This is a genomic window from Halobacillus sp. BAB-2008, from assembly GCF_000328325.1.
GTDB lineage: Bacteria > Bacillota > Bacilli > Bacillales > Halobacillaceae > Halobacillus.
Map to the genome: position 1 here is coordinate 1 of NZ_ANPF01000096.1, position 22,009 is coordinate 22,009.

The 22,009-nt window shown below is 45.6% G+C and carries 27 protein-coding genes and 1 pseudogene; 1 reads left to right on the plus strand and 27 read right to left on the minus strand.

What is annotated here, in order from left to right:
• Positions 1-211 precede the first annotated feature (211 nt).
• The 6 genes from D479_RS18480 to D479_RS18505 form a co-directional block, all read right to left on the minus strand.
• Positions 212-940 carry a pseudouridine synthase gene (locus tag D479_RS18480; RefSeq protein WP_026577330.1) on the minus strand — a complete coding sequence of 243 codons (729 nt, stop codon included), beginning with the start codon at positions 938-940 and terminating at the stop codon, positions 212-214.
• A gap of 142 nt (positions 941-1,082) precedes the next feature.
• Positions 1,083-1,598, minus strand: coding sequence for a spore maturation protein (locus D479_RS18485; RefSeq protein ID WP_008640103.1), 516 nt, complete (start codon positions 1,596-1,598; stop codon positions 1,083-1,085).
• Positions 1,595-2,185, minus strand: coding sequence for a nucleoside recognition domain-containing protein (locus tag D479_RS18490; protein ID WP_008640105.1), 591 nt, complete (start codon positions 2,183-2,185; stop codon positions 1,595-1,597). The genes D479_RS18485 and D479_RS18490 overlap by 4 nt, the downstream gene beginning before the upstream one ends.
• Positions 2,173-3,219, minus strand: a complete 1,047-nt coding sequence (locus tag D479_RS18495; RefSeq protein WP_051989413.1) for a D-alanyl-D-alanine carboxypeptidase family protein — start codon at positions 3,217-3,219, stop codon at positions 2,173-2,175. The genes D479_RS18490 and D479_RS18495 overlap by 13 nt, the downstream gene beginning before the upstream one ends.
• A gap of 175 nt (positions 3,220-3,394) precedes the next feature.
• Entirely contained in the window at positions 3,395-3,982 is a 588-nt protein-coding gene (gene scpB / locus D479_RS18500) for an SMC-Scp complex subunit ScpB (protein ID WP_008640108.1), read from the minus strand.
• A complete protein-coding gene (locus tag D479_RS18505; protein WP_026577327.1) occupies positions 3,973-4,731 on the minus strand; it encodes a segregation/condensation protein A in 759 nt (252 codons plus the stop codon). The genes scpB and D479_RS18505 overlap by 10 nt, the downstream gene beginning before the upstream one ends.
• A 137-nt stretch (positions 4,732-4,868) precedes the next feature.
• Here D479_RS18505 and D479_RS18510 point away from each other — a divergent pair, with 137 nt between their 5' ends.
• Entirely contained in the window at positions 4,869-5,342 is a 474-nt protein-coding gene (locus D479_RS18510; protein ID WP_008640112.1) for a DUF309 domain-containing protein, read from the plus strand.
• Between the two features lie 43 nt (positions 5,343-5,385).
• Here D479_RS18510 and D479_RS18515 read toward each other — a convergent pair whose 3' ends face one another.
• The 21 genes and pseudogenes from D479_RS18515 to spoIIM form a co-directional block, all read right to left on the minus strand.
• On the minus strand, positions 5,386-5,751 hold the full coding sequence (locus D479_RS18515) for a GNAT family N-acetyltransferase (protein ID WP_008640114.1): 366 nt from the start codon (positions 5,749-5,751) through the stop codon (positions 5,386-5,388).
• 284 nt (positions 5,752-6,035) lie between these two features.
• Entirely contained in the window at positions 6,036-6,482 is a 447-nt protein-coding gene (locus D479_RS18520) for a site-2 protease family protein (RefSeq protein ID WP_039871831.1), read from the minus strand.
• A gap of 22 nt (positions 6,483-6,504) precedes the next feature.
• Entirely contained in the window at positions 6,505-6,939 is a 435-nt protein-coding gene (locus D479_RS18525; protein WP_008640120.1) for a peptidylprolyl isomerase, read from the minus strand.
• A 5-nt stretch (positions 6,940-6,944) separates the two neighbouring features.
• The gene (gene lysA / locus D479_RS18530; RefSeq protein ID WP_026577323.1) at positions 6,945-8,249 is read right to left on the minus strand and encodes a diaminopimelate decarboxylase; all 1,305 of its coding nucleotides are present in this window, start codon (positions 8,247-8,249) and stop codon (positions 6,945-6,947) included.
• 121 nt (positions 8,250-8,370) lie between these two features.
• Positions 8,371-9,837 carry a spore germination protein gene (locus D479_RS18535; protein ID WP_008640127.1) on the minus strand — a complete coding sequence of 489 codons (1,467 nt, stop codon included), beginning with the start codon at positions 9,835-9,837 and terminating at the stop codon, positions 8,371-8,373.
• A gap of 23 nt (positions 9,838-9,860) precedes the next feature.
• Positions 9,861-10,211, minus strand: a complete 351-nt coding sequence (gene spoVAE / locus D479_RS18540; RefSeq protein WP_008640128.1) for a stage V sporulation protein AE — start codon at positions 10,209-10,211, stop codon at positions 9,861-9,863.
• Positions 10,208-11,221 carry a stage V sporulation protein AD gene (spoVAD, locus tag D479_RS18545; protein ID WP_008640129.1) on the minus strand — a complete coding sequence of 338 codons (1,014 nt, stop codon included), beginning with the start codon at positions 11,219-11,221 and terminating at the stop codon, positions 10,208-10,210. Before spoVAD ends, spoVAE begins: the two co-directional genes overlap by 4 nt.
• A 12-nt stretch (positions 11,222-11,233) precedes the next feature.
• Positions 11,234-11,692: a stage V sporulation protein AC gene (gene spoVAC / locus D479_RS18550; RefSeq protein WP_008640130.1), complete on the minus strand. Its 459-nt coding sequence runs from the start codon at positions 11,690-11,692 to the stop codon at positions 11,234-11,236.
• A gap of 18 nt (positions 11,693-11,710) precedes the next feature.
• Positions 11,711-12,121 (minus strand): stage V sporulation protein AB, encoded by a 411-nt coding sequence (locus D479_RS18555; protein ID WP_008640131.1) that lies wholly within the window; start codon positions 12,119-12,121, stop codon positions 11,711-11,713.
• Positions 12,108-12,722, minus strand: coding sequence for a stage V sporulation protein AA (locus D479_RS18560; protein WP_008640138.1), 615 nt, complete (start codon positions 12,720-12,722; stop codon positions 12,108-12,110). Before D479_RS18560 ends, D479_RS18555 begins: the two co-directional genes overlap by 14 nt.
• Before the next feature lie 124 nt (positions 12,723-12,846).
• The gene (sigF, locus tag D479_RS18565) at positions 12,847-13,593 is read right to left on the minus strand and encodes an RNA polymerase sporulation sigma factor SigF (protein WP_008640140.1); all 747 of its coding nucleotides are present in this window, start codon (positions 13,591-13,593) and stop codon (positions 12,847-12,849) included.
• Positions 13,594-13,603: 10 nt separating this feature from the next.
• Complete coding sequence (gene spoIIAB / locus D479_RS18570) at positions 13,604-14,044, minus strand: anti-sigma F factor (RefSeq protein ID WP_008640148.1); 441 nt, start codon at positions 14,042-14,044, stop codon at positions 13,604-13,606.
• Positions 14,029-14,394: an anti-sigma F factor antagonist gene (gene spoIIAA / locus D479_RS18575; protein WP_008640150.1), complete on the minus strand. Its 366-nt coding sequence runs from the start codon at positions 14,392-14,394 to the stop codon at positions 14,029-14,031. The genes spoIIAB and spoIIAA overlap by 16 nt, the downstream gene beginning before the upstream one ends.
• 95 nt (positions 14,395-14,489) lie before the next feature.
• Positions 14,490-15,665: a D-alanyl-D-alanine carboxypeptidase family protein gene (locus D479_RS18580; protein ID WP_008640151.1), complete on the minus strand. Its 1,176-nt coding sequence runs from the start codon at positions 15,663-15,665 to the stop codon at positions 14,490-14,492.
• Positions 15,666-15,896: 231 nt separating this feature from the next.
• Positions 15,897-17,197: pseudogene (locus D479_RS18585) on the minus strand (pyrimidine-nucleoside phosphorylase).
• An 87-nt stretch (positions 17,198-17,284) separates the two neighbouring features.
• Positions 17,285-18,106 (minus strand): purine-nucleoside phosphorylase, encoded by an 822-nt coding sequence (locus D479_RS18590; protein ID WP_008640153.1) that lies wholly within the window; start codon positions 18,104-18,106, stop codon positions 17,285-17,287.
• Between the two features lie 15 nt (positions 18,107-18,121).
• Positions 18,122-19,300 (minus strand): phosphopentomutase, encoded by a 1,179-nt coding sequence (deoB, locus tag D479_RS18595; RefSeq protein ID WP_008640154.1) that lies wholly within the window; start codon positions 19,298-19,300, stop codon positions 18,122-18,124.
• A gap of 98 nt (positions 19,301-19,398) precedes the next feature.
• A complete protein-coding gene (gene xerD, locus D479_RS18600) occupies positions 19,399-20,286 on the minus strand; it encodes a site-specific tyrosine recombinase XerD (protein WP_008640155.1) in 888 nt (295 codons plus the stop codon).
• A gap of 7 nt (positions 20,287-20,293) precedes the next feature.
• A complete protein-coding gene (locus D479_RS18605; RefSeq protein ID WP_008640157.1) occupies positions 20,294-20,512 on the minus strand; it encodes a YqzK family protein in 219 nt (72 codons plus the stop codon).
• Between the two features lie 207 nt (positions 20,513-20,719).
• Positions 20,720-21,196: a Fur family transcriptional regulator gene (locus tag D479_RS18610; RefSeq protein ID WP_008640158.1), complete on the minus strand. Its 477-nt coding sequence runs from the start codon at positions 21,194-21,196 to the stop codon at positions 20,720-20,722.
• A 114-nt stretch (positions 21,197-21,310) separates the two neighbouring features.
• Positions 21,311-21,979: a stage II sporulation protein M gene (spoIIM, locus tag D479_RS18615; protein WP_235601466.1), complete on the minus strand. Its 669-nt coding sequence runs from the start codon at positions 21,977-21,979 to the stop codon at positions 21,311-21,313.
• Between the last annotated feature and the right edge of the window lie 30 nt (positions 21,980-22,009).

The window sequence follows — 22,009 nt, forward strand, 5'->3', positions numbered from 1 at the left end:
AATTGAAAATCAGGCGCCTCTTCCCCCTTGGCGATAACTTCCTTATCTTCCTTCCCATTTGCAAAGATGGCAAAGACGACAAGACCAGCCATGACCAACAGCATAAACGAACGAAAGAGTAAGCGCTTTTTTTTCTTGGCCAATGTCTTTTCCTTCACTTTATCCACCCCCAGATTATTATACCATTGAATGGAAATTTTAAATTTGAACGTTATTCAACATTTTTTTCCGCCAGCTGTCTCAGCTGTTTCACTTCATGAGGCTTCAGCGGCCGGTAATCCCCTGCATTCATTCCACGCAAGTCGAGCGAGCCGTATCTTTCTCTCTTCAACTTGTCCACAGGAAAACCAATGGCTTCGAACATCCGGCGCACTTGGCGGTTCTTCCCTTCATGAAGGATGATTTGGACAATTGCCGTGTTCTTTCTGGAGTCCGTGGATTGAACTTTGGCGTGTACGGCCTTCAAGTAATCGCCGTCTACCTTCATTCCTCTTTTCAACTGCTGGAGCTGTTCTCTTGTCGGAACGCCCTTCGTCTTTGCGATATACACTTTGTCCACTTCATGTTTCGGGTGCATAAGCAAATTTGCAAAATCACCATCGTTCGTAAGTAGAATCAATCCGGATGTATCATAGTCCAGGCGGCCGATAGGAAAAATACGTTCCGTCACTTCCGGCAGGTAATCCGTTACGACCTTTCTCCCTTTATCGTCACTTACACTGGAGATGACACCCCTCGGTTTATATAGGAGATAATAAACAGGCTCTTCTTTGTCAATCGGTACACCGTTCACCTCGACATCATCATTCCTGCTTACCTTCGTGCCGAGTTCTGTCACCACTTCACCATTGACCGTTACTTTTCCATCGGCGATCAATTTCTCAGCTTTCCTTCTTGATGCAATCCCTGCGTGAGCGATCACTTTCTGTAGTCGTTCCATTTCTGCCATACGACCGTCACCAACTTTCTTATACTCGTTTTTCTTTAAAATCCATAGCACGAAGCCACGCTTTTCTAAAGCGAGGCTCGATGATTCCTCTTCATTATACACATTATTGGTATATTTGAACAAAAAAATCATCCTATCCTTGAAATAGAATGATTACGATAACAATGGAAGCCGCAATACCTACAAGATCTGCCAGAAGACCGACTTTCAGAGCGTCCCCCATCTTCCTGATTCCTACAGCTCCGAAGTAGACGGTAAGGATATATAGAGTCGTATCCGTACTTCCCTGCATGACAGAGGCAAGGTACCCGATAAAGGAATCCGGACCGTGCGTCCGAATCAACTCTGTCGTCATGCTTAAGGCAGCAGTTCCGGATATCGGACGGATCAAAGCTAATGGTAATATTTCCTCCGGGGCTCCGATTGCGGAAAGGAGCGGTTCAAACAGGCTGCCGATCGCCCCCATTGCCCCTGATGCCTGGAAAATGGCTATGGAAACCATCATTCCCAACAAAAACGGAAGGAGGGAAAGGGCAATGTGAATCCCTTCCTTACTGCCTTCTACAAATACTTCGTAGGATGGAACTTTCTTTATCGTTGCTGTCACCAATACAATAAGAATGATTGCCGGAATCAGCCAGATACTCATAATCGGACCGATCTCTTCCTACGGTAATGGAAATACCGATCGATGACTAAAGCGGCGCAGGTGGATACAAGCGTCGCTAATATTGTAGCTCCTATAATGGCAGTTGGATCAACGGAACCGTATTTCATCCGAATCGCGATCACTGTCGTCGGTACAAGTGTCAAAGAGGACGTGTTGATGGCAAGGAAAGTGATCATCGATCTGCTGGCTTCATCGGAACCGGATAGTTCCTTCAATTCTTTCATCGCTTTCAGCCCCATCGGTGTTGCAGCATTACCCAGTCCGAACATGTTCGCTGTCATATTCGAGAGGATGTATCCGAATGCGGGATGACCGTCCGGAATGTCAGGAAATAACCGTCGTACTATCGGTCGGAACAGCTTCGAGAGCCCTGCCAACAGCCCGGCTGTCTCCGCTATCTTCATCAATCCAAGCCAAAAGACCAGCACACCGGTAAGGCTAAGCGTAATCATCACTGCTTCATCAAGCGTTGCGAAGATTGCCTGATTCACCTGATCCATCGTACCAGCAAAAGCAGCATAGATGATACCTGTAACGGCAAGCATGGCCCAGATTACGTTGACCATGGCGCCACCCCCATCATACGGTCCATGAAACCTTTCAGCTCCTTGAAAAAGCCCTCCTTTGGCTTTTCCTTGTAAACAGGAATGTCTGCTACTGGTTCGTTTCCTACTTTAAATGTTGTCACACCTGCCATATTAGACGATGCATCCTCATTCTGATATCGGTAAAAGACAGCTTCCACGTCTTCTTTTTCATTCAACGTCAGAGGAACAACAAGATCACGGGGTATGTAAAAAGATGTCCCGCCAACTTCAACCGTCCCTTCTTTCTGAAGAGTGACAGATTCAAAGTTTTCAAATCCCCATTCATACATCCGTTCATGATCATTCCAGTCATCCGAGGCTTGAAGGGTGACAGCGATCAGCTGCATGCCGTCCTTTTCGGCACTGGAAACCAACGTCCGACCCGCCTTTTTTGTATATCCGGTCTTCCCTCCGTTTGTCGGGTCATAATACTGGGTTAACAACTTATTTTTATTCATCCACGCATAATCTCTGTTCTTCGACCGATACATCTCACTACCTGTCACCTCTTTGAACGTTTCATTCTTCATGGCGTAAGACATTAAAAGAGCAAGATCATAGGCGGTGGAATAATGCGTCTCCCCATCCAATCCATGGGGATTCTCGAAGTGACTGTCATTCATACCCAACCACAGCGCCTTTTCGTTCATCATTTGCACAAAACCCTCAACACTGCCACCAACGTGTTCCGCAATAGCAACGGCAGAATCATTCCCCGAACGGAGCATAAGACCGTAAATAAGGTCCTTCAACGGGATTTTCTCTTTCTCTGTTAGATAGATGGAAGATCCTTCGGTATAAACAGCTCTTTTACTTACCGTAACTTTTTCTTCGATGTCTGCCGCTTCAATAGCAATAATCGCTGTTAAAATTTTTGTCGTACTTGCAATCAACGTCGGGTCGTATGCATTTTTTTCATAAAGGACACGTCCAGAATCAGCATCCATCAACACGGCACGCTCTGCGGATACGGAAATGTTCGCTTCTGCATGAACACTTCCTGCCTGATTCATGGATACTATTAAAAAAAGGATAATGAAGAACCATAAGCACCTCTTCAAAAAAAGTTCCTCCCATTCAACGTCGTTTGCTTCACCATATGCGAAAAAGTACAAGCATATTCTTCTATGCAGTAGTAAGAGAGAAGGAAAACCATAAAAAAAGACCACCCAAAATGGTGGTCGGTAATTAATCATCAAAGGGGTTCTCCGGAAATTCATCAAAAAAGAGGTCTCCGCTGCCTGCGGCTTCTCCGGGTTGCTTCAATTCAGCTAAAGGCGGAAGCTGTTCCATGGACGTCAATCCGAAATAAATCAGGAAATCCTTGGTTGTTCCAAAAAGGACAGGACGACCGATCGCATCTTTACGCCCCTTCTCCTCAATAAGGCCTCTATTGACGAGCGTTTGAATAGCCCTATCACTTTTCACACCGCGCAGGTCATCAATTTCGATTCTTGTAATCGGCTGCTCGTATGCGATGATAGCCAGGGTTTCCAGCGCAGCTTGGGAAAGCCTTGTTGAGCCTGGTGTATCCAACAGTTTCTTATAATAGGAGGCATGCTCCGGCTTGGTTGTCAAGTGCAAAGTCCCTTGGGAATCCATAATGGTAAGGCCCCTGTGTTTTCCATTATAATCTTTTTTCATTTCTTCCAATATCCCGTTGACCGTCTTCGTGTCCACTTCCAGCAGTACGGACAGTTTTTTCTTTGTCACACCTTCGTCTCCTGCTGCGAACAAAAGACCTTCGATAATTGCTTTTGTTTCTTCTAACTCCATGGTGCATCCTCCATCTTAAACACAATCAGTTCTTCGAAATGTTGTTGCTGAACACAAACAATATCATTATTTTTCATCAATTCAAGAAGCGCGATAAAGGTAACGACAATGTGCGGTCTGGTTCTCCTCTCGAACAATTGGTCAAAAGGGGTTCCTCCAGAATGCGTTTCGATCTTCGTCAGAATCTCATCCATCCGCATCTGAATGGGGATTTCATCCCGCCTCACTTTTGCTTCCTGGGATGACGGTTGTTTACTCCTGTTCAAAAGACGCCCCATCGCCTGGATCATATCATAAATGGAAGCTTCCCCAGGCTTCACCGTTTCTACTTTCTCTTCCGAAAGATCCTCTGTACGGAGCGGAGGACGTGTATAAATACGGTTTGCATCCAATTCTTTGTCTTTCAGATCTTCAGCTGCCTGCTTATATTTTCGATATTCTATTAAACGTCTCATAAGATCCTCACGCGGATCTTCTTCCATCTCACTCTCTTCGAAATCATCGACAACAGCGGTGTTAGGCAGCAGCATTTGACTTTTAATCGCGAGAAGGGTGGCTGCCATCACCAAGTATTCACTCGCAAGATCAAGCTCCAACACCTGCATCGTGTGAATATAATGCATATACTGGTCTGTGATCTGCGACACTGGTATGTCATAAATATCAATTTCATAGCGGTTGATCAAATGCAGAAGGAGATCCAGTGGACCTTCGAATCCTTCCACTTTTACTTGATAGCTTTTCATCATAGCATTCTTCCTTCACGTTTGTACTTCTTTCCTATCGTATCAAAAAAACCTCCGAATCAACAGACGGAGACAGGGGGATAGTTGCATAACAGATCTCTGTTTCTATACAATGGAATGGAGAATCGGAGGTTTCCACTATGTATCCAACACCTTATGTAAAATTTCTTGCTCATTTTCACGGTACCCGTGACTACTTCGAATGCCACGAAGTACTGGAAGAATATTGGAAAGAGGTCGACCCGAAAAACCGCTCTTCTATATGGGTCCTCTTCATACAGACAGCTGTTTGTATGTATCATTATCGAAGAGACAATAAGAAAGGTGCAGACACCTTAATTAAAAGATGTATTCTTCGAGCAGAATCCGGCCTTTCAGAGATAGAAGAATTAGGCGTGGATGCAGAATCCTACCTGGAGCATCTAAACAGAATCAAATCGGATCTGCAGGAAGATCTGCCCTATCACAGCTGGAATATTCCATTGACGGATCTCTACTTAAGACAGGAAGTGCAGCAGATGTGCCTGGATTGGGGCGTCGCGTACGGATCGCCCAGTGACTTGGATAATGCCCAACTCGTCTATAAACATAAGCTCCGCAACAAACAAACCTAAGGAATCCAAACGGAAAGGAGGTGCCGCCAGCGGACACCTCCTTTCAAATTTGGGAAGAAGCACTCTCTTCGTCACATTTATCTACAAAAGATTCCGTAGAAGCATCTGCACAAACACGCACCTGCTCTCCGTAATGTGCACGAACGCGCCGGATCATCTGCTTTCCAATACCCATATTTCGATGGGAAGGGTTGACAGATACGTGCTGTATGACAGCCTCATCGTTCTCCAGACGTACGCCGACAGCACCGAGAATGTCCTCTTCTTTCCACAAGAACAAATTCCAATCAGGATTAGAATCGTACTCTTTAATGATTTCCTGAAGAGTTTTCACATCGGATACTTCCGGCATGAAAGAAAGTAAACCCATGGCAATCTTTTCAAATGATTTTTTATATCGAATTAGCATATTAACCCCTCAATTATGAAAATAACTTCCAATTTTGCCGTAGAGGTACAAAAGGTCCTGGAACTACCGTACTTAGCAACGGCTGAAATCCGTGTGTTACTTTCAAGCGATAGCCTAACTTTGCCCCCCTGAATGATGGCGCCCCAGAAACAGGTGATTACCAGCATCCCTGACCAAAGAAGACAGATAACATAACAAATGCCCTTTATCCCGGTCCATTTTAAGAAGCAGGAAGCTTACAAGCTCATACTCTTGTAATAGGATATAGGATTCTCCATCGATATTCAACCCCCATGCCTGCGGAAGCTGGACCACACATGGCAGCCGTCTGATTTTCTGCCATTTACGGTAAAGGGGATCATATTCGCAACAGCAAGATAAAGGTTGAACCAGAACAGTAAGGACCAGAAAATATGTATACCAAGGAGCGGCCAGACAAGGCCGGCCGCCCCTATGTTGAAGAGAGGTCCACCGAAACTGATCCATCCCTGTTCCTGCCTTGTGAAGGAGGGTTCCCTTTCATTTATAGAGAATGCTCCTTGAAAAAAGAACAGACAAATGACCAGACGAAATTTCCTGCTGCGGACATCTATAATCCGATACCCCCGTCCTAATTGCAAGGTACTGCATTCGGAGCGAAAGGCTAAACCAAAAAAGACATGCCCCCATTCATGAATAAACAAACTTAATGGAGCGACAAGGAGAACCAACAGGAATACGGCAGTGATCATCAATTCATATCAGGTTCTGCAATTATTTCTCTTCGACTCTTACCTTCTGCATTACATCTCCGACGCGGACACGGTCGACGATGTCTACACCATCAATCACTTTACCAAAGACTGTATGACGACCGTCCAGGTGAGGCTGCGGGGAATGACAAACGAAGAATTGGCTTCCTCCCGTATCTTTTCCAGCATGGGCCATTGAAAGAGATCCGCGTTCGTGTTTGTGTGGATTACCTTCTGTTTCACATTTGATCGTGTAGCCTGGGCCGCCTGTACCTGTCCCGTTCGGACATCCGCCCTGAATAACGAAGTCAGGAATAACACGGTGGAATGTCAAACCGTCATAAAACTCATCATTTGCAAGTTTTTCGAAGTTCGCTACCGTTCCTGGAGCCGCCTCTTCATATAGGTCAATCACCATTTTTTCTCCATTTTCAAATTGAATTGTTGCTTTTTTCATTTTCTCTACCCCTTTCCATTTTCGTAAGACAAATCAAGCCGTGTCATCTCTTGGTATGTTTCTCTCCGCACGACCAGCTGATGCTTTCCGTCTTCGACAAACACGACAGCCGCCTTTTGAAAGCGGTTGTAATTGTTTGCCATAGCATAACCATACGCTCCTGTGCTGAAAACTGCAAGCCTATCCCCATGCTCAACTTCCGGCAACGCCACATCCCATATTAGCATATCTCCAGACTCACAGCACTTCCCAGCAATTGAATATTCTTTGACAGGGTCTTCTGTCATGCGTTCTGCCAAAGCAGCTTCGTATTTCGCCTGATAGAGAGCAGGACGGATATTGTCCGTCATTCCACCATCTACCGAGACATACGTCCGTACTCCAGGGACTTCTTTAAGAGAGCCGAGCGTATATATAGTCGTCCCTGCTTCTCCAACAATCGCGCGACCAGGTTCGATCCAGATTTCCGGCATAGGATATTGGTACTGCTTCGATAAATGTTTGACTTCCTTGATCAAAGAATGGGCATATTGATCCAAATCCAGCGGACGGTCCTCCTTCGTGTACTGAATCCCAAAGCCTCCGCCTAAATTAAGGACACTCGCTTCGTAACCGTGCTTCTCCCTCCATTCTTCCAATGTTTCAAAAAGTTTCCTTGTCGCCATTTCAAAACCATTCGTTTCAAATATTTGAGAACCTATATGACAATGCAGACCAATGACATGTATCTTCCGGTGATCCTTCAGCTTTTCGAAGGCAAGTTCTGCCTGCCCGCTGCCAAGATCGAAACCGAACTTCGAATCTTCCTGCCCGGTCAATATGTAATCATGCGTATGAGCTTCAATACCCGGCGTCACGCGAAGAAGTACGTCAATTTCCGTATTCTTCTCTGTCAATATCGCATCAAGAAGCTCCATTTCATAGAAATTGTCCACTACGATGCAGCCGATGCCGTAATCAACAGCCATCTCCAACTCCCTTATGCTTTTGTTGTTCCCATGCATATGGATTTTCCCCACAGGGAACCCGGCTTCAAGCGCCGTATGAAGTTCTCCTTCAGAAACGACGTCCAGGCTCAACCCTTCCTGTCCTGCCACCTGCAGCATCGCCACACTGGAAAAAGCTTTGCTTGCATAGGCCACTTGAGCCGGTACATCATACTCACGAAACGTTTCTACAAATGCTCGTGCATTCGATCTGATTTTCCCTACGTCATAAACGTACAGAGGTGTTCCGTATTGATCTGCCAACTCTTTGACCGACACGCCGCCGATCATGAGATGTCCTCTATTATTCACTTCGTGATTCATCGTATCCCGCCTTTATGTCCGATACCGGATGTGTTTGTTAAAAATAAAATGTCCTTTGACATCAAAGGACATTTTCAGATTTATTTTAATTTATCACATTGCTAAAGAACCGGCAATACGATTATTTTTGTCGCTGGTTGTTTTGCGGGTGAACGACGCTCGGGCGTACTTTGAGAGTCGGCATGCTCATACGGAAAACAATCTGCATGGCAGCTTTTAAGTTGAAAGGAAGAAACGGCCATAGGTACGGCGTGTTCAGCGATTTCGTATGGGCCAGCAATAGGATATAGGCCATAAAACCAATCAATAATCCTTTTATTCCGAAGACGGAAACAAGTATGACCAGCGTGATCCTCGCCATTTTATTCGCAACCGACAACTCATAACTCGGTGTCGCATACGAGCCAATAGCGGCGACCGCAACGTACAAAATAACCTCCGGCACGAACATCCCAACGTCGATCGCTATCTGTCCAATCAATACGGCAGCGATCAGCCCCATGGCCGTCGATAACGGCGTCGGAGTATGAATAGCCGCAATCCTCAGCATCTCCAAACCTAAGTCGGCGAGTAAAATTTGAAAAATGATTGGAATGGCGCTTTCTTCATTCGGCCCTATGAATGATAAAGGCTCTGGTAATAAATCAGGCTGCATAACGAACAGCATCCATAATGGAAGTAAAAAAACGGAAGAGAAAATACCGAAGAACCTTACCCATCGCACAAATGTACCAACAGCGGGTGATTGTCTAAATTCCTCTGCATGCTGGACATGGTGAAAGTAAGTCGTCGGCGTGATAATCATACTCGGGGATGTGTCGACCATGATCAATACATGCCCTTCAAACAAATGAGCAGAAGCGACATCCGGACGCTCGGTATAACGCACCAGAGGAAACGGGTTCCTTCCCTGATTAACCAGGTATTCTTCCAATGTCTTGTCCGCCATTGTCAGCCCGTCGATATCAATATTTTGAATTTCTTTCTTTATCAATTGAACGAGACCCGGGTCGGCTACATCTTGTAAATAAGAGAGGCAGATATCCGTTTTGCTTCGTTCTCCGACCTGCATGATTTCATGACGGAGCCGTTCATCCCGGATTCTCCTTCTCGTCAGTGCTGTATTTTCTATGATATTTTCTGTGTATCCGTCACGAGAACCGCGTATGACTTTCTCCGTATCCGGCTCTTCCGGTGTCCGTCCAGGATAAGAACGAACATCCACAATAAACGCTTTCGGCTCTCCTTCGATAAAAATGACGATCAGACCGGATAAAAGCTGCGTAATACACTTTTCCATATCACCGGCTTCTTCCACCTGCTGGTGTGGAATATCGCTTTTAATCCTTTCAAAAATGGGCATTTTTTTGTCTGCTGTCTCATTTATTTCAAACAACTGCCGCATCAATTCCACGATAATTGGTGTTTCACACAAACCTGTCACGTAATAGATATTTACTTCATGATCGAAAACGTGAAGGGTGCGGAACCCGATATCAAAGGACTGCTCCACCCCGACACGCTCATTCATAATCCTGCGATTCTGCTCCAGCTTCATGACAATCGGCGTCTTTTTTTGTTCAGGCATCACTTCATCTCCTTGCTATAGCATTATCCTTTCGGCTTAAAAAACACAGCGACAATGAATCCGAACAGGATGGCAGAAGCGATCCCGGCAGATGTCAGTTCAAAGATTCCTATGGCAATTCCGATCAGTCCGTGATCCTCCGTCTGCTCCATTGCCCCGTGCAGGAGGGAGTGCCCGAAGCTCGTAATCGGTACGGTCGCCCCTGCGCCGGCAAATTCAATTAAGTTATCATAAAGATCGAAGGCATCGAGGACCGCCCCTGCTACAACAAAAGAGGACATAACGTGTGCGGGCGTCAGTTTAAATACATCAAACAGAATTTGTCCAATGACACAAATACCTCCGCCCACCAGGAAAGCCCACAAAAAAGTCATGACGGTTCCCCCTTTCCTAATACGACGGCATGTGCGATGCCAGGTATCGATTCTTTCTGCTGAATCATCATCGGATTCATGAGGGCACCCGTTGCTACAATAAGGACACGCTTATACTTACCTGCTTTTAAATCCTGAACAATTTTTCCGTAGGTAACGACCGCGGAACAAGCGCACCCGCTTCCCCCGGCAAAAACCGGCTGGTCACTGTGATAAACGAGATTACCGCAGTCCTTATGAACATCTGATATGTCGTACCCGTCCTGCTTCATTAAATCACGAAGGATCGGAGTACCGACAGACGAGAGGTCTCCTGTCGCAATCAAGTCGTAATCCGAAGGCATCCTCCCCATATCTTCCAGATGTGTCTTAATCGTATCCCAGGCAGCAGGAGCCATCGCTGAGCCCATATCGAACGGATCCTTGATGCTGTAATCCATGACTTTCCCGATAGTGGCCGCTTCCACCTTCACCTCCGAAGGGACTCTGGAAAGAATGGCCGCGCCGCTGCCTGTCACAGTGAACGTCGCGGTTTTCGGCTTCTGTCCTCCGTATTCTGTCGGATACCTGAACTGCCTTTCTGCTGTACAGTTGTGGGAACTGACGGCCGCCAGCACTTGGTTCGCATAACCGGATTCCACAAGAGCTGCTCCGGTTGCCAGCGTCTCCATACTTGTCGAGCAAGCTCCAAACATTCCGATGAGCGGAATCCCAAGCTGTCTCGCCACATAGTTTCCTGTCACGTTTTGGTTCAACAGATCCCCAGCCAGGAAGAGGTCGATAGCGGATTGATCGACACCAGCTTTCTGAAAGGCTGTATGAACAGCTTCCATCATCAGTTTTCGTTCTGCGAGTTCCCAGTTAGCTTCTCCGCAGTGCAGCTCTTCATGAATAATATCGAATGTTTCTTTCAGGGGGCCTTCCCCTTCCATCGGTCCTACAGATGTGCCGGTCGACTGGAGGTAGACGGCATCATTGAAAGACCACGATTGCTTTCCTGTTTTTCCCATAATGTTTACCTCCTAAAATATAATCGACCACAAATAACGAATGATTCCCAGCACGTAAGCAGAAACGACACCGAAGACGATGACGGAACCCGCAAGCTTAAATAAGTTCGTAGCAACGCCGAGCACCAGTCCTTCCGATTTATGTTCCAAGGCTGCGGAAGTGATGGAGTTGGCGAAACCCGTAATCGGCACGGCAGAACCCGCTCCTGCGAATTGTCCGAGTTTATCATAGACACCAAAACCCGTCGCCAGCGCAGCGAGTAGAATAAGCGTCGCCGCGGTGGGATTCATTGCATTCTCTTCTTTAAAGTCAAACCAATGCACATACATCTGGCTGATCAGCTCACCAAAGACACAAATGAGCCCTCCTACGATGAACGCTTTGAGGCAATTCATGACGATGGGCGGTTTGGGCTGATACGTTTTACTTACCTTTTCAAAGTTCTTCTCGTTCATCGTTTGCTTTTCCATGATGTAACCTCCTGATGCTCATTTAACGAATATAATCCATTGAAACAAGGAACCTGCTATTTTCCCCAGCACTAACGCCATTAATAACGTAAACAAAAAGCCATCTACTCCTATGCGCTTGAACAACAAGGGAAATACGTTCAACACTTCTGTCAATGCAGCAGCGAGCATCCCGATGAATATGCCATGGAAGAGACCCCAAATTATGATTCCGACCAGAGACATATGGACAGGCACGTCTCCAAAGGATAAATAGATGCCGCAGAAAACACCCAGGATAATAGCGGTCTCGTAAACACGGAGTTTGGATTGCGACCGGCTCAACTGCATCAGCCGGGGAACGATTCCAAGCACCGTCAGAAAAGCGACGAACCCTGTCCCGACCGCGATGCCCGCAGCTAGACCGATCAATATTTCAATGATCCACATCCTGTTTTTCCACCTTATTTTCTTTGATGGCCACATAATGATCGAGGTCTTCCTGATAATTGAAAATCTCCACTTCCATTGGACTCGGTTCTTCATTAAACCGCTTCTGGAACCAGTGGTTGAAGAAGAGGATCATACCGACCCCCAGTCCTATGGAATATGGAACCTGGATCCACAACGGGTGCTCTTCCTCTTCTCCTGTCAACATAAAGTGAAGCTTCTGCTGAACGGATTCCATGCTGACATCGTAGTGAAAGTTCATGATTGCCATCGCTGCACCGATGAATAACAAAATCCAGATCCCTGCGATCAATAATGGTGAAGGTTCTTTCTTTCGATCCTCTACATGGACTACGCACTGGCTCGGTCCAATCATTTCGATCTCAACGTCCGGATTTCCGGCTAGTATTTGTTCGATGACCATGAATGAGTCGATCACCACGATATTCTGATCCTCTTTAGTAACCTGATGAAGTTCCATGTGTTCGACTTCTTCCAAGTGACGTCCGGGACCCACGACCCGCGCGATATCCGAGAGGCGGATGACCGCACCGGGCGGGACATAAATCGACTGCTTCATGCGGATATAGATCGGCGTCATATCATTCGCCTCCCTGGATTGATTTTGTTGCACTTATTATGTGTGTGTTGGGTGAAATCATACAGAATCACCGAGATGAGGGTTTGGACCAACAAAAAAAGACTGCACCCCACTGGGTACAGTCTCAACTTGTATCGGTCATCGTTTCTTTCATGTCTGCGAGGATCTTTTTTTCCAATCTCGAGACCTGAACCTGAGAAATTCCAAGACGTTCTGCTACTTCCGTCTGCGTCTGGTCTTTATAGTAGCGGAGATAGATGATCAACCGCTCACGTTTATCCAGTCTGCTCATGACATCCTGCAGGGTAAGGTGGTCAAACCAATTGTTATCCTCTTCTGCAATTTGATCGACAAGCGTGATTGGATCTCCTTCATTCTCATAAACCGTCTCATAAATCGACTGCGGCGAGCGCCCTACTTCTTCTGCCTGAACTATTTCTTCTGTTGTAAGTCCAAGGGCATCGGCGAGTTCATTAACCGTAGGAGAGCGTCCGTTCTCTTTGAGCAGCTCTTCTTTCTTCGCACGCACCTTATGATTAAGCTCTTTCAGACTCCGACTTACTTTCACACTCCCGTCATCCCTGATGAAACGCTGGATTTCCCCGATTATCATGGGTACGGCATATGTGGAGAAACGGACATCATAGCTCAAATCAAATTTGTCGATCGATTTCAAAAGTCCGATGCATCCGATTTGATATAAATCATCCTGGTCATATCCCCTGCGCAAATAGCGCTGCACGACAGACCAAACGAGCCTCGTGTTCTTCTCGACAAGGAAATCTCTCGCCTTATGATCCCCGGAATGACTCTTCTTTATCAAGTCTTTGACATCTTTGTCGGACAGACGTTCCTTTGTCGTATCGCTCATTCGCAGTCCCTCAATTACATAGAGCACGGGAGGAGGTCAATTGTTTCGTCATACGAATCGTTGTCCCCATCCCCGGCTCTGATGTAATATCGACTTGGTCCATGAAGTTCTCCATAATTGTAAAACCCATACCCGACCTTTCCCACTCGGGTTTTGAGGTGTATAAAGGTTCTTTCGCCATATCGATGTTCTCAATGCCGCGCCCACGATCCTGGATGATTAATTCAATCTCTTCCCCTTCAATAGCGCAGGTTAAAAGGACTTTTTCATCCGCTTTCTCTTCATACCCGTGGATAATTGCATTGGTTACGGCTTCTGAAACGACCGTTTTAATATCCGTCAGTTCTTCCATCGTCGGATTTATTTGACTGATAAAAGCTGCTACGGATACACGCGCCAGAGATTCGTTGGCACTGATACTCGTGAATTCGATGGTCATTTCATTTCGCATGATGCCACCCCCAGTACCTCAAGCGCAGTCGCTTCGTCCTCAACATGCTTCATGATTTTAAACATTCCCGACATATCGAACAGTCGTTTCACCTCAGGACGTATGGAACAAAGCATCATTTCATTCCCTCTCGCCTGAACCTCTTTGTAACGGCCAAGCATTACTCCAAGTCCGGAGCTGTCCATAAAGGACAACTTCTCTAAATTGACGATTACATGTTCGACTCCGGGATTCTTTAAATGTGTCTGCCACTTCTCTCGAAGCTGGGTAGCCTCATGATGATCCAACTCTCCATCCAGACGAACAAGCAATACGTTTTCATTCACAGCAAATTGTACACGAAGACTCAAGTGGTTCCCCTCCTCATACGATATAAGAGTCACACTAAGACTTTCGTATTTTCCACCTCTATTTCCTGCATGAAAACAATACTAGCCCAAAAATGCTAAAACCTCTGAAAGCTCGTCAAATTCCTCCAGGAACGCTCCCACAGTTCAAGAATACTCGCTCTCTTTACTGGATCCTTCGTTTCAAGACGCACTTTAGCCACTTCCTGCCCGTCTTTCTTAACGGCTACCCACCCCATGTGCGTCCCTTTATCCATAGGAATGTCGACCTGTCCGCCCTTCTTCAATTCTGTCTGGTAATCGGCTTTCTTTTCATTCTTTTTCTTTAATACAACCACGTCTTTCTCAGGATACAGCTTAATTTGACGCGGTTTCCCTCTTGTTTCCGTCACCACGTCCATTGCTTTATCCTTGGAATGGAGTTTGACAGCTTCATACTGTCCAAAACCATAATCTAAAAGGCTTGTAATATCCGCGTTTCTTTTCTTTGGATTTTCAGCACCCATGACCACCGCAATCATATGCATCCCGTCCCTGGTGGCAGATGCAGTCAAGCAGTACTTGGCCTCTGATGTATAACCCGTTTTCAAACCATCCATGCCTGGATAGGACTTGATCAATTTATTGGTATTAACAAGCCAAAATTCCTGATCTGTACCTTTTCTTAAGTAATCTTCATATATTTTCGTATAGTTCGTCACTTCTTCATGAAGCAGCAGTTCTCTTGCCATGACAGCCATATCATGTGCCGTGCTGTAATGACCCTCTGCCGGTAGACCGGTTGGATTCTTAAACTGGGTATTCTTTAATCCAAGATCCTTGGCTTTCTCATTCATCCGGTCAACAAACGCCTTTTCACTGCCGGCAATTCTTTCTGCCATCGCTACACTGGCATCGTTTCCAGAGGCTACAGCGATTCCTTTCAGCATTTCCTCCACCGTCATTTCTTCTCCTTCTTCAAGGAAGATCTGCGATCCCCCCATGGAGGCGGCATGTTCACTGACTCTTACTTTTTCGTTGAGTTTAATACCACCGGTCTCTAATTCCTCCATGATCAAAAGCAGCGTCATAATTTTCGTCATACTGGCAGGCGGCAGCTGTTTGTCCGCATTTTTATCGTATAGCAGCATTCCGCTGTTTTTTTCCAAAAGTACAGCGGAATTCGCTGATTGAGTGATGTCGGAAGCTGCTTTTTCCTCGGCAAAGGAAACCGTTCCCGGCATGACAGTCAAAAGAAAGAAAACTGCGGCGATCGTACCAATCAATTTTCGCATAAACAAGACCTCCCATTGGCTTTAAGTGCCCCTATTCTTCCCTTACCAGCATCTTCTATACATAAGGGAAAAATACTGCACAAATACAAACAACGCCCCCGCAGAGACGTTGAAAATAATATGGAAGGTTGCAGATTGGGAAATTAAAGAAAACGTGATTTTCACTACAGAAAACAAAAGAACGATAAGCTGAAAAAGATAAAATCCCGGCACTGCCTGCCGGGATTTGTTTTACTTGATGATGTTATGAATCAGCTTTGGTTTAGAAACTTTTTCTTGTGCGATTGTGTACGCTTCCTTCACTTTATCAATGGAGTCTTGAGGAGTTTCAACATCACTCAACAGAACAACCAGGGCCTCTCCAGCTTTTACTGGATCACCAATTTTTTCTTCAATGTAATTCCTACTCCATGATTAATCTCGTCATCTTTGGTCGCACGCCCCGCACCAAGGTACATGGCAGCAATACCGATTGACTCTGCATCAATGGCAGCGATATATCCCGCTTCCTCCGCCTCGACCGCGACTTCGTATTTTGCTTTGGGGAGCAGATCAAGATTATCAATCATAGAAACGTCTCCCCCCTGTGATTCTACAAGGGTACGAAGGGATTGGAATGCTTTCCCGTTCTCAATATTTTGCTCTAAGGCAGCATAGGCATCCTCATAGGAGGCAAATACTTCTGCAAGAACCGCCATATGGGAAGCGATTTCCAAGGAAAGCTCCCGTAAATCTTCTACTCTTTTACCTTGGAGGATTTCTGCAGCTTCTTTAATTTCATTGGCATTACCCACTTCAAATCCAAGCGGTTGGTTCATATCGCTAATTACTGCGACTGTCTGTCTGCCAAGATTATTGCCGATATCCACCATCTCACGCGCGAGCGCCTCAGAATCTTCCAATGTTTTCATGAATGCTCCGGAACCGGTTTTCACATCGAGCACAATACTATCCGCACCGGATGCGATTTTCTTACTCATAATAGACCCTGCAATAAGGGGAAGGGAGTTCACGGTACCTGTCACATCACGAAGAGCATAAAGCTTTTTATCGGCAGGAGCAAGGTTTCCAGTTTGCCCCGCTACTGCTAATTTATGTTTGTTTACGTTTTCAATAAAGCGTTCTTTTGTCATCTCGATTTCGAGACCCGCTATAGATTCGAGTTTATCCAGCGTACCACCGGTATGACCCAGTCCGCGTCCCGACATTTTCGCAACCGGTATCCCTACGGATGCTACGAGCGGTCCAACAATGAATGTAACCTTGTCCCCTACACCACCGGTGGAATGCTTGTCCACTTTCTTGCCATCTATGGCGGAAAGATCGATCGTTTCTCCTGAATTTACCATAGCCTGTGTCAATGTTGCTGTTTCCTCCGGCGTCATCCCCTGGAAATAAATAGCCATCGTTAGTGCAGAAGCTTGATAATCCGGTATCTCGCCTTTTGTATAACCATCAACGAAAAATTCAATTTCTTCTTTCGTCAATTCTCCACCATCGCGTTTCTTAACGATCACATCATACATACGCATCTCGCATCCACCCTTTACTTTTTAGGAATTAGAATTATCAGCGGTGCTCTCACCACAGGCAGGAGCACCGCAAATGTTTAAATGCTCTTAAGCCGGAAGACCACGAAGAAGATCTTTAACAAAACCGAGGAAGTCTTCCCTTACCTGTGCTGTCGTATCGATCACTTCTTCATGGGTCAGGGGCTGGTCAAGAATGCCCGCTGCCATATTAGAAATACAGGAAATGCCTAGTACACGCATCCCGGAATGGTTCGCTACCATTACCTCCGGCACCGTTGACATACCGACAGCATCTCCACCAAGTGTACGGAGCATGCGGACTTCTGCACCGGTTTCATAGGCAGGTCCGGTATTTCCGACGTAAACTCCCTGCTGAACCTTAAGATTAAGGCGCTCTGCCGATTGGTGTGCGTGTTGGATTAAGTCACGGTCATAAGCTTCTGACATATCCGGGAAGCGGGGACCAAGATCCTCATCGTTCGGCCCGATCAGCGGACTATTTCCCATATTATTGATATGGTCCGTAATAATCATCAAGTTGCCAGGTTGGAACGTTTCGTTAATTCCACCAGCCGCATTCGTGACGAACAGCGTCTCAACGCCAAGCTCCTTCATAACTCTGACAGGGAAGGTCACCTGCTGCATGCTGTAGCCTTCATAATAATGGAAACGGCCCTGCATAGCGATTACCTGAATGCCCTCAAGCTCTCCAATCACGAGTTGTCCTTTATGTCCGGAAACCGTCGATTCTGGAAAATGTGGAATTTCCTTATAAGCGATTGTGACGGGGTTTTGAATTTCGTCAGCCAGAACACCCAAGCCCGATCCAAGAATAAGTCCAACGGTCGGTTGATGAGTTAACTGCTCCCGTATAAATGATGATGCTTCCTTGATTTTCGTTTGAACCATGTTTTCTACTCCCCTTTATTTAATTTCTTTTAAAAAGCTAGTTCCGTATTCCGGTAAGGTAATGGAAAAATTATCAGATATCGTTGCCCCAATATCAGCAAACGTACGACGCTGCGCAATCTCCGTTCCTTCTTGAATTCCCTTATGACAAACAAGAAGCGGCACGAGCTCTCTCGTATGATCCGTCCCGTGATGAACAGGGTCGTTTCCATGATCTGCCGTAATGATCAACAAGTCATCCTCACGCATTTTATCCAACACTTCCGGAAGACGGGCGTCGTAGGCTTCCAGAGCTTCTCCGTATCCTTTGGGATCACGACGGTGACCATATTTCGCATCAAAGTCCACCAGATTTAAAAAGCTCATGCCTTGGAACTCCTTATCCATGGAGTTTACCAGTTGATCCATCCCATCCATGTTATCTTTCGTGCGGATCGCTTCCGTTACCCCTTCCCCGTCATATATATCTGATATCTTTCCAATCGCGATGACATCAAGGCCGTTGTCTGCCATTTCATTCATTACCGTACGGCCGAACGGCTTCAATGCATAGTCATGACGATTAGACGTTCTTTCGAATGCACCTGGTTTACCGACAAATGGACGAGCAATGACACGACCCACCATGTATTTTTCATCTTTAGTCAGTTCTCTGCAGAACTCACAGATTTCATATAGCTCTTCCGGTGGGATGACTTCTTCATGAGCTGCTATCTGCAGGACCGAGTCTGCAGACGTATAGATGATCAAATCGCCTGTATTCATATGATGCTCGCCGAGCTCATCGAGAATTTCCGTTCCGGATGCAGGTTTATTTCCGACAATCCCACGTCCGGTTTTCTCTTTGATTTGATCCAGTAATTCGTCCGGGAACCCATTTGGAAATGTTCGGAACGGCTGATCGATATACAGACCCATGATTTCCCAGTGTCCGGTCATCGTATCTTTTCCGTTAGAAGCTTCTACCATCGTCGTATAGTGGGCTTTTGGATGATCTACTGGATCAATCCCTTTGATTTCTCTGATGTTACTGAGCCTGAGACTGCCCAGCACAGGCATTTTCAGCCCCCCCATATGTTCGGCAATATGACCGAGGGTGTCGGCTCCTTTATCATTAAATTTCTCGGCATCGGGAGCTTCCCCGATTCCGACAGAATCCATTACGATTACAAATACTCGCTTGAATGCATCCATTGATGATCCCTCCTAATGTTTAATTTCCCAATTTCAAGAATATTTACCCCACAAATTAAGTTGTAGGATGTCAGACAACTAAAAATAAAAAAATTATCTCACGCACGGGGATGATAAGAGCGGTACACATCCTTTAATCTTGTTTTCGAAACGTGCGTATAAATTTGAGTCGTGGAAATATCCGCATGTCCAAGCATCTCTTGAACCGCCCTCAAATCTGCCCCGTTTTCCAGCAAATGCGTGGCAAATGAATGGCGCAGCGTGTGCGGAGTCAGCTCCTTGTTCACACCCATCTCCCTAGCAACCGCTTTCAGTATCTTCCAGAATCCTTGCCGGGAGAGCGCATTCCCGTGATGGTTCACGAAAAGCTCTTCCGTCTTTTTTTGCTTTATTAGCGATCCACGACCAGCTTCAAGGTAATGCTCCACAGCTTCTTTAGCCATATCACCTAAAGGAATAATTCTTTCCTTCGATCCTTTTCCAAGACACCGTACAAACCCCATCGTCAAATGCAGATCACTCACTTTAAGTGAAACGAGCTCCGTCACGCGGAGGCCGGTAGCATAGAGCATTTCAAACATCGCCTTATTCCTCGCAGAAAGCGGGTCTTTCGCATGAATGTTCAGCAATTTCTCTACATCTTCTGAAGAAAGAACCTTTGGAAGCTTTCGTTCCTTCTTTGGAGTTTCAATATGTAAACTCGGATCTTGATCTGTCACTTTTTCTCTAATTAAAAACTGATGAAAAAGACGGATGGAAGAAAGAAACCTGGCAACAGTGGCAGCAGAGCGGTCCTGGTCATTCAAATGATGCATGTATTTCATGATGTGCGCCCTCGTAATCTGCCCCCAGTTCTCCATCCCTTCCCGTTCCTCCATGAACGAACGGTATTGAGTAAGGTCGCGCTTATACGATTGAATCGTATTCGGGGACAGGCCGCGTTCGACAGTCAAATAATGAAAAAAATCTTCCAAAGCGAATTGCATTGTCGATCTACTCTCCTAATTGGAAAAATATCGATAATCGATCCGTCCACGATTGCTCGGCAGGTTGATAGACTTTGACCGCCGCTCCCCCCGGAGGATCATACCGATGCTGCCTTTCGTATTCTCCATGGACCATTCGAAGCGCCATGTAGAATATACAAGTGCAGATGGTAAATACAATGAGGACTTTCAGTAAATCCTTCAGCCCGTGCTGAAATTTAGACATGAATTTCCATCTCCTTTAATCATACCTTGATTAAGGATATGCCTAAATTCCTGCTGATTATACGTAAATAATCAATGGAGACGCCATAGGTAAGAAAACCGTCCTCTTTCCGTTCCATCTAGCACTAACGTACACGATTTCATGCTTTTTGTAAATATAGAATAACAAAATAAAAAGCCACTATGCATACTCATAGCGGCGATTCTATCACTCTTCAGTTTCTGTGCTTGTTGAAACCGCGACTGCTTGTTTCTGGCAGACCCTGCATATACCATGAAACGTTAATCGATGGTCCTTCACTTCAAAGCCCCACTGGCCTTCAATGATCTTTTCCACATCACCGAGCAGGTCTTCTTCAATCTCTTCCACTGATCCACACTCAATACATACGAGGTGATGATGAAAGTGTTCGGCTCCTTCTTTTCTCAAGTCATACCTTGATACTCCATCGCCGAAATTAATCTTATCTACTACTTTTAATTCGGATAATAATTCCAGTGTTCGATATACGGTCGCTAATCCTATCTCCGGTGCTTTCTCTTTTACGAGGAGGTAAACATCTTCTGCACTTAAGTGATCTTCTTCGTTTTCCAATAAAACACGGACGGTAGCTTCCCGTTGAGGCGTCAATTTGTAACTTTGGGAATGTAGCTGCTTTTTAATTTTCTCTATACGATGTTCCATGTCGTTCGTCCCTCCCTCGCAATTGCATTCTCATTATAATTCAGAGACAGAACGAGTGTCAAATTATAATGATTATTATCTGTTAACGATAATCATTATTAAGTGATAGTTTAATCATTTATAAATCCACTTCAGTACGTATTCCAACACGGAATTAGATACGAATACCTCGATCAGTGATGCTACCAGCAGAATAATCAGCAAGACTCCGAACAACGCGCTGTATCTACCGAACGCTTTCAAAATAGGTTGGTGCACCTTTCGTATAAAAAGCTGCCTGCACAGAGTCAAGGAGAATATCAATGCCAGCGACCCAGCAATCAGGTAAACGGGTATAATGATCAAATTCTGCGGTGCGATAGAAACAGAAGATATGACAAGCCCGTACCAACCCATCTGATTTACTAGAAAGCCGACCGAAAAACCAATAACGAGTCCTTTGATGAAAAGAAGAACCGTAATGATCGGCATTCCTATTACGGAGATACCGAGAAGAAAGAGCAGCAGCATATACTTCATATGGTATAAGATGCTGTCCTGCCACAGAACCGCTCTGCTCGACCCTTCCACGGACGTCTGCTGCTCGAAAAACTGCTCCAAGTAAAAGAAAAGATCCTGTTTCTGAACAAAGTTCATACTGTTTACGATGACCGCTCCAAAGACCATTCCCATAATGAATAGCACAAAGATAAACACAAATATATTCATGTGTGTCTTGACGTCATTTTGAACCATTCTCACTCCGTGCTGCATCGTCACTTCTCCACCCTTCTGTCCACTCATTCTATGACTAATCTATGAGCGAAAAGAAAA